8 protein-coding genes and 1 pseudogene are annotated in these 6,561 nt (G+C 63.3%); 7 read left to right on the top strand and 2 right to left on the bottom strand.

What is annotated here, in order from left to right; translation table 11 throughout:
• The 5 genes from F4U94_RS23630 to F4U94_RS23650 all read left to right on the top strand — a co-directional run.
• Window positions 1-929: multicopper oxidase domain-containing protein (locus tag F4U94_RS23630; protein WP_249042121.1), on the top strand; the 929-nt coding region annotated here is incomplete at its 5' end.
• Window positions 919-2,163, top strand: coding sequence for a copper resistance protein B (locus F4U94_RS23635; protein ID WP_150412339.1), 1,245 nt, complete (start codon window positions 919-921; stop codon window positions 2,161-2,163). The genes F4U94_RS23630 and F4U94_RS23635, both read left to right, overlap by 11 nt.
• Before the next feature lie 48 nt (window positions 2,164-2,211).
• Window positions 2,212-2,595, top strand: coding sequence for a DUF305 domain-containing protein (locus tag F4U94_RS23640; protein ID WP_037472990.1), 384 nt, complete (start codon window positions 2,212-2,214; stop codon window positions 2,593-2,595).
• A 58-nt stretch (window positions 2,596-2,653) separates the two neighbouring features.
• Window positions 2,654-3,103, top strand: coding sequence for a DUF411 domain-containing protein (locus F4U94_RS23645; RefSeq protein WP_047100380.1), 450 nt, complete (start codon window positions 2,654-2,656; stop codon window positions 3,101-3,103).
• A 347-nt stretch (window positions 3,104-3,450) separates the two neighbouring features.
• On the top strand, window positions 3,451-3,987 hold the full coding sequence (locus F4U94_RS23650; protein WP_084718461.1) for a DUF2231 domain-containing protein: 537 nt from the start codon (window positions 3,451-3,453) through the stop codon (window positions 3,985-3,987).
• A gap of 87 nt (window positions 3,988-4,074) precedes the next feature.
• Here F4U94_RS23650 and F4U94_RS23655 read toward each other — a convergent pair whose 3' ends face one another.
• Together F4U94_RS23655 and F4U94_RS23660 are read right to left on the bottom strand one after the other, a co-directional pair.
• Window positions 4,075-4,479 (bottom strand): four-helix bundle copper-binding protein, encoded by a 405-nt coding sequence (locus F4U94_RS23655; RefSeq protein ID WP_150412340.1) that lies wholly within the window; start codon window positions 4,477-4,479, stop codon window positions 4,075-4,077.
• A gap of 283 nt (window positions 4,480-4,762) precedes the next feature.
• The gene (locus F4U94_RS23660; protein ID WP_338112977.1) at window positions 4,763-5,746 is read right to left on the bottom strand and encodes an NAD(P)/FAD-dependent oxidoreductase; all 984 of its coding nucleotides are present in this window, start codon (window positions 5,744-5,746) and stop codon (window positions 4,763-4,765) included.
• Between the two features lie 200 nt (window positions 5,747-5,946).
• On the opposite strand from F4U94_RS23660, the gene copC reads away from it, so the two are divergent.
• Both copC and F4U94_RS23670 read left to right on the top strand, forming a co-directional pair.
• Window positions 5,947-6,336: a copper homeostasis periplasmic binding protein CopC gene (copC, locus tag F4U94_RS23665; RefSeq protein ID WP_282957484.1), complete on the top strand. Its 390-nt coding sequence runs from the start codon at window positions 5,947-5,949 to the stop codon at window positions 6,334-6,336.
• Window positions 6,337-6,340: 4 nt separating this feature from the next.
• Window positions 6,341-6,561: pseudogene (locus F4U94_RS23670) on the top strand (copper homeostasis membrane protein CopD); the annotation flags it as partial.

Genomic DNA, 6,561 nt, shown 5'->3' on the forward strand with positions numbered 1-6,561 from the left:
TGGAGGGAATGTCGGGGATGTCCGACGAGAACCCGGTGGCGAAGCGCGGCCTCGACCCCACGGTCCAGCAGAACGCATCGCGTAACCTGTGGAAGCTAACCGGCTGGAAGGGACCGACTGACCACGGGGCGGTCGCGGTTGCGTCCGGGATGGCCGGCATGGCCGGCATGGATCATGGCCAAATGAACTCCGGCGCGATGGCGGGAATGGACCACAGCCAAATGGGTGCCAGCGCGTCGGGCATAACCCCAAGCCAGACGGGCAGCGGCGGCATGGCGGGGATGGACCACGGCGCCATGCAAGGCGGTGCAGGGCAGGCCGGTGGGATGGCCGGAATGGATCACGGCTCCGGGGGCATGGACATGAACATGCGCAACCCGAAGAACGCGCCCGGCGTCAAGATGGGGCCGGGGGTGCAGACCATCTCGCCGATGCCGAAGGACCGCACGGCCGAGCCGCCGCAGGGGCTGGAGGACGTCGATCATCGCGTGCTAACCTATCGCGACCTTGTCGCGCTGGATCGCAACCCGGACGCTCGTGCCCCGGCGCGCCAGTTGGAGATCCACCTGACGGGCAATATGGAGCGCTATATGTGGGGCTTTGACGGCCAGAAGCTCAGCGACCCCGCCGACCCCATCCCGTTCCGCAAGGACGAGCGCGCGCGCGTCACCCTGATCAATGACACGATGATGCCGCACCCGATCCACTTGCACGGGCACTTCTTCGAACTGGTGACCGGGCATGGCGACTTCGCGCCTCGCAAGCACACGGTGAATGTAGCGCCTGGCGGCAAGATGACGTTCGACGTGACGACCGATGCGGTCGGCGATTGGGCGTTCCACTGCCACAATCTCTATCACATGACCGCAGGGATGATGCGTGTCGTGACCGTTCGCCCGATGGGCGAGGAGAATCGCGATGCAGCTTAAGCTCCTCCTGATCGCGGGCGGCGCGGCGCTTGGCCTGGCAACGCCCGCGGCCGCACAGATGGACCATTCCAACATGCCGGGCATGAAGATGCCGCCGCCTAAGACGCCAGCGGTGAAAAAGCCTGCCGCGCGCAAGAATTCCGTGAAGCCCGCCGCCAAGTCGACACCGCGCGCGAAGGCGGGATCGGGGGCCAGGCCCGCCGCAAGTCGGTCCGCCAAGCCGCCGGCCCCTGGAGCGGTCGTTGCCGATCCTCACGCGGGTCATGACATGACGGCCATGCCGGGCATGACTACGCCTGGAGCCAACCCCAATCCTGGTGCCGGGCACGACATGTCGGCGATGCCAGATACCTCCGGCGGTGCCGCCCCCGGCCAGCCAGGTGCCATGCAGGGCATGGACCATGGTTCGGGCGCTATGCAAGGCATGGCAGGTCACGACATGGGAAGCATGCCTCCTTCCACGACAGGCATGACGATGGTCGGGACCAACCTGCCGGCCGGCAACGCTCCGCCGCCGCCGATCCCGACGGATCGGGCCGCGGACCAGGTCTACTCTGCCGCCGCCATGGCGCATTCGCAGCAGCATCTGCAGATGCACGGCGGCCAGAATTTCTCGCAGGTCATATTTAATCTGGCCGAATACCAGATCCGCGACGGTCGCGATGCCTATCGCTGGGATGGCAGTGCCTGGTACGGCGGCGACATCAATCGGCTGGTGCTCAAGACCGAAGGCGAAGGCAATTTCGGGAGAAGCCTCGAAAGGGCGGAGCTGCAGGCGCTCTATGCACGGGCGATCGGACCCTTCACCGACTTCCAGGCCGGGATTCGTTACGACTTCAAGCCCAATCCCTCACGCGTCTACGCTACGGTCGGGTTTGAGACCCTGGCCCCGGGTTTCTTCGATGTCGAGGGCGCACTGTTCTTGTCTAGCAAGGGTGACGTGCTCGGCCGTCTTGAAGGGTATTACGATCAGCGAATCACCCAGCGCCTGATCCTCCAGCCTCGTGTGGAAGCTGAATTTGCGGCGCAGGACGTTCCGGAAGACCGGATCGGCTCGGGTTTGTCGGACCTCGAGCTTGGCTTGCGGCTGCGCTACGAGGTGAAGCGCGAGTTTGCCCCTTATGTGGGTGTTTCGTACGAGCGCAGAATGGGCCGTTCTGCTCGTTTTGCACGCGAGGATGGCGAGGATGCGTCATCGACCAACCTTGTTCTGGGCATTCGCACATGGTTTTGAGGCCGATTGGGCTTTGTTGCGTTGACTAAGTCCAAGAAGGAGCAGGCAATGTTTAAGACACTTACAGCTCTGGCTCTGGCGGCGATGGCAGCGAGCCCGGCTTTGGCTCAGCAGCAGATGCAAGGCATGGACCACTCGAAAATGCAGGGCATGAACCACGACAACATGCCTGGCATGAACACGCCCTTCATGCCCGCCGAGATGGCGATGCACGAGAAGATGATGAGGGCCAAAGGCGCCAATGCAAATGAGACGTGGGCCCGCAAGATGATCGAGCATCACCGCGGTGCGATTGCCATGTCGCAGATCGTTCTCCGCGAGGCGCCCGATGCGAAGACCCGGCAAATGGCTCAGAAGTCTATTGCCGAGCAAAACAAGAGCATCGGTGAACTCCAGGCGATGCTCCGGTCGATGAGCAAGCGACCTCAGTGATAATCTTCGTTCCTCCCGCCCCACGAGGGGGCGGGAGGAATGACCAAGGAGTTTTTCCATGAAGACAGCTTTACGATCCGCGCTTACTGCCGCAGCCTTGTTGGTTCCGGTTGCCGTCAGCGCGGCCACCCCGATCGTTATGCACCGCGATCCCGGCTGCGGCTGTTGCGCCAAGTGGGCAGCGCAGGTGCAGCGGCAGCTCGGGCGCCAGGTGCGCGTCGTCGATGATTCCAATCGCCCGGCGCTGCAGAAGCGCGCGGGGGTCCCTGCGGACGTCTCGTCCTGCCACACAGCAATCGCCGATGGCATGGCTTTCGAGGGCCACGTGCCGATTGCCGATATGAAGCGGGCTCTCGCGACCCGGCCCAAGGGTGTGCGAGGCCTCGCGGTCGGCGGTATGCCGCTCGGCTCGCCGGGAATGGAAGTGCCGGGCGTCAAGACGCAGGCCTATGACGTGGTCGCCTTCGGTCCCGGCGGGCGCCGCCTGTTCGCGCGCCACGGCAGCTGATCGGCGGTTTTTTCAGGCTAGCGGCGCAGGACCCGGCCGCCGCAGCCGGCGTAGCTCCACGGTCCAGTTCGTCTGAAAGAGCAGGCGAAGAGTTCACAAAAGGATTCGGACGGGTGAGGAAAACGGGAATCGATGAACACGGATCAAGGGGTCGGGTGATGGGCGGTAAACGAGGCGGGGCCTTCGCTTTGCTCCTTGCGGTTGCAATGTCAGTAAGCACGTCGGCATCGGCTCATGAAGATCACGATGCGCTCGGGGCCGGTCCCGGGTCGGCCGCTAACAGCGCAGGCGAGACTCAGAAAAAGGATGGAGCAGACGCTGGCGACGGTCACATGGGGATGGGCTCTATGTCGACCGTGGACATGAACATGGCCGGCCGCGACATCGCCGGCGATGACATGGACATGGGCGGCATGCACGAGGAGACCGCTAACAAGAACAAGAGTTTCGGCGAACGTCTTGTGAGTTGGCTGGGTCGGCTGCACACCATGGTCATTCATTTTCCCATCGCACTGTTCATCGGTGCGTTCGGGGTGGAGCTGTTCGGGTTGTGGCGCCGCAACCGGGACTATCAGCATGTCGCACATATAATGTTGGTCGTCGGAGCGCTGGGAGCAATCGCGGCGGCGTTCCTGGGCTGGTTCGCAGGCGGGTTCTACCTGACCGACCGCAACCCGATCCTGATGACGCATCGCTGGCTCGGAACGTTGATCGCGGTCTTCGGCGTTGCGCTGGCTTGGATGGCAGCGCGCCACCGTAAGGGTCCCGAGCGGTCGCGGACGTTGTACTGGGTGTTGCTTGGCCTGATGACGCTGGCGATCTCCATCCAGGGGTTCCTTGGCGGAACCTTCATGCATGGCGGAATAAACCACTTGGCGTTCTGACCCAGTCCGGCTGTGTGCGTGAAGCGGTCGTTTCCTGAACAGGGACCGTCGAGGACGCGTCTCCGCCAAGGACGCGTCCTCGGCTGATCAGCGGATCGACTGAACCGCTTCGTTGCAAGCCTGTTCGCAGCGGCGACAGTGTTCAGCGCAGATGCGGCAATGCTCGTGCATGCTCGCATGCTTCTCGCACTCCTCCGCACACAGCCCGCAGGCGATGGCGCAGGCTTGAAGAGCCGCGACCAGCGCCTGCTCGTTGCTGCCGGTGCGGCGGGTGCCGAGCGAGCCTGCCGCCAAGCAGATGTCGGCGCAGTCGAGGTTCAGACGAATGCACTGGCGAAGCTGCGCGACCATCTCTTCCGCCAGACAGGCATCAGCGCACGACGTGCAGGTTTGAGCACATGAGTAGCACTCCTCGAGACAGCGGATCAGTGCATCGTTCGTGCTTCCTTTCACGTCCGGATGCGTCGCGATCATCTCTTTCATGTTGTGCATCGTTCTCTCCTGTTCAGGCAGTGGTCTCACCACCTGTCGAAGCAAGAGGTTACAAACCTGAATGTTCCGGCCTTTGCGTTGGACCGTGCGGCCGCTTTGGCGTGTCGAGTAACCTCTGGCGCTGGTGGTAGCGCACCGTCTCGACGCCCATGCCGCGTGCGTGAGCGAGCCCGGGATCGTAGTGCGGGAATTTGAACGGAGAAGGGCCGTGTCGCCGATCGTCGTGTGGGTACGAATCAGCGCTGGGTGGCGGCTTTACTCGTTGCACTGCCAATAGCTCGCGCTAGGTCGGCAGTACGCCCCGAGCGGGACACAGCCCGGCCATGGCGGATGCCAATCCGCTGTCGCTGTCGCGCAACAGGTTATGGATTGCGGTCGCAGCGATCGCTGCTTGTCCGGTCGCGACGCTGATCTGATCGAGCCCTTCCACAACGTCGCCAACCGCGTAGAGGCCAGCAACAGAGGATTGTTGGTGGGCGTTGGTCAGCACGCAACCTGATTCGCTGAGCTTCGCGCCCAGCGAAGTGGCAAGCCGCGTTCGAGGCGACGAGCCGAGCGCAGGGTAAAGCGTGTCGAATTGTAGCCCCAGGCCGTTGGCCAACCGCACCTCGACACACTCGCCCAGACGCAGCTGCTCGACAGGCGAAGGCGCGACATCGATGCCCTGCTGGTTCAGCTTGGCAAATTCCATTGGAGCGAGGTCGAGCGACCGTTCGGCGAGAAGCGTGACCTTGGCGCCATAAGCGCGCAGAAATTCGGCTTCTTCAGCGCCATGGCCGTCGCAGCCGAGCACCGCCACGTTCATCCGCCGAGCCTCATAACCATCGCAAATCGGGCAGTAGCGAATAAGACCACGCGCGACGCCGATGTCATGCATCGCATCGGGCATCTCTGGACGTCGATTGACGACCCCGGTCGCGAGGACCACGGTCCGCGCGTACATGACGTTCAGTCCGCAGCTTGCCGAGAAATGGTCGCCTGATGCGACAATCGCGTCGATCTCACCGCTCTGGATCGTACCGCCATATTCGTGCAGCTGAGCTTGCAGGCGCGCAAGAAACGTGACGCCGGAAATGCCGCCGGGAAATCCTGGAAGGTTGTGCGAGCGCGGGATGGAGGCGGCGCGCCCTGCCGCCGTGTCGAAGACGACGCAGCTCCTGAGAAACCGGGACAGATAGATCGCGGTCGTGAGGCCTGCGGGACCGCCGCCCACAATCAGACAGTCGATGACCTCCTCGGGATCGCCAGTCCAGCCTTGATTGGTCAACCGCAACCTCATCATTACCCCGCGCAAGCGCCCGTCAGGCCCGCGGCGACAGCTCGTCCGGACGGGAAGGCGCAGTGAAAAGCGCTCTGTACTCCCTTCTGAATACGCGCCTCCCCCGCTAACCCCTCATCGAGAGGCGCGGCGGCACGAAAAAGATCGTGAGGGGTGAAACGTCCGGCTGCGTAATACAAGTGAACCCAATGGAAATGGAGATTGCCCAGATGCGTCGCTTGTTCATCACGACTGCCGCCGCCGCCTTGTTCTTCGCAGGCGGCGTCGCAAACGCGCACCCGAAGCTGGTATCCGCCAGCCCCGCCGCCAACGCGGCGGTTGCGACCCCGGAGAAGATCAGCCTCCAGTTCAGCGAGAAACTCGTGCCTGCTTTCTCCAAGGCCGAACTGATCATGGCCGCGATGCCTGGCATGGCGGCCATGAAGATGCCGAGCAGCGCCGCGGTCGGCTCCGACGGGCGTACGCTCACGATCATCCCGAAGCAGCGTCTCCCGCGTGGGCGTTACAACGTCGACTGGCAGGTCGTTTCCGGCGACACGCACAAAATCACTGGCAGCTACACCTTCACGGTGAAGTGAGCGAATGATTGACTGGCCGACCGTCGCCATCCGCTTGGCGTTATACCTCGTCCTGGCGGTGCTGTTCGGCCTGTCGGCGTTCAGCCTCTATGGCCTTCGGCTCGGCGAGCGCGAGGATGCAATCGCTCTGCGGCCTTGGCTTTCGGGAAGTGCTGTGCTCGGGTTGCTGCTCTCAGCCGCTGGCCTGATCCTCATGGCCTCGTCGATGGCCGGATCTCCATTCTG

Origin of the sequence: Sphingobium limneticum, from assembly GCF_008710155.1 — a bacterium.
Classification (GTDB): Bacteria; Pseudomonadota; Alphaproteobacteria; order Sphingomonadales; family Sphingomonadaceae; genus Sphingobium; species Sphingobium limneticum.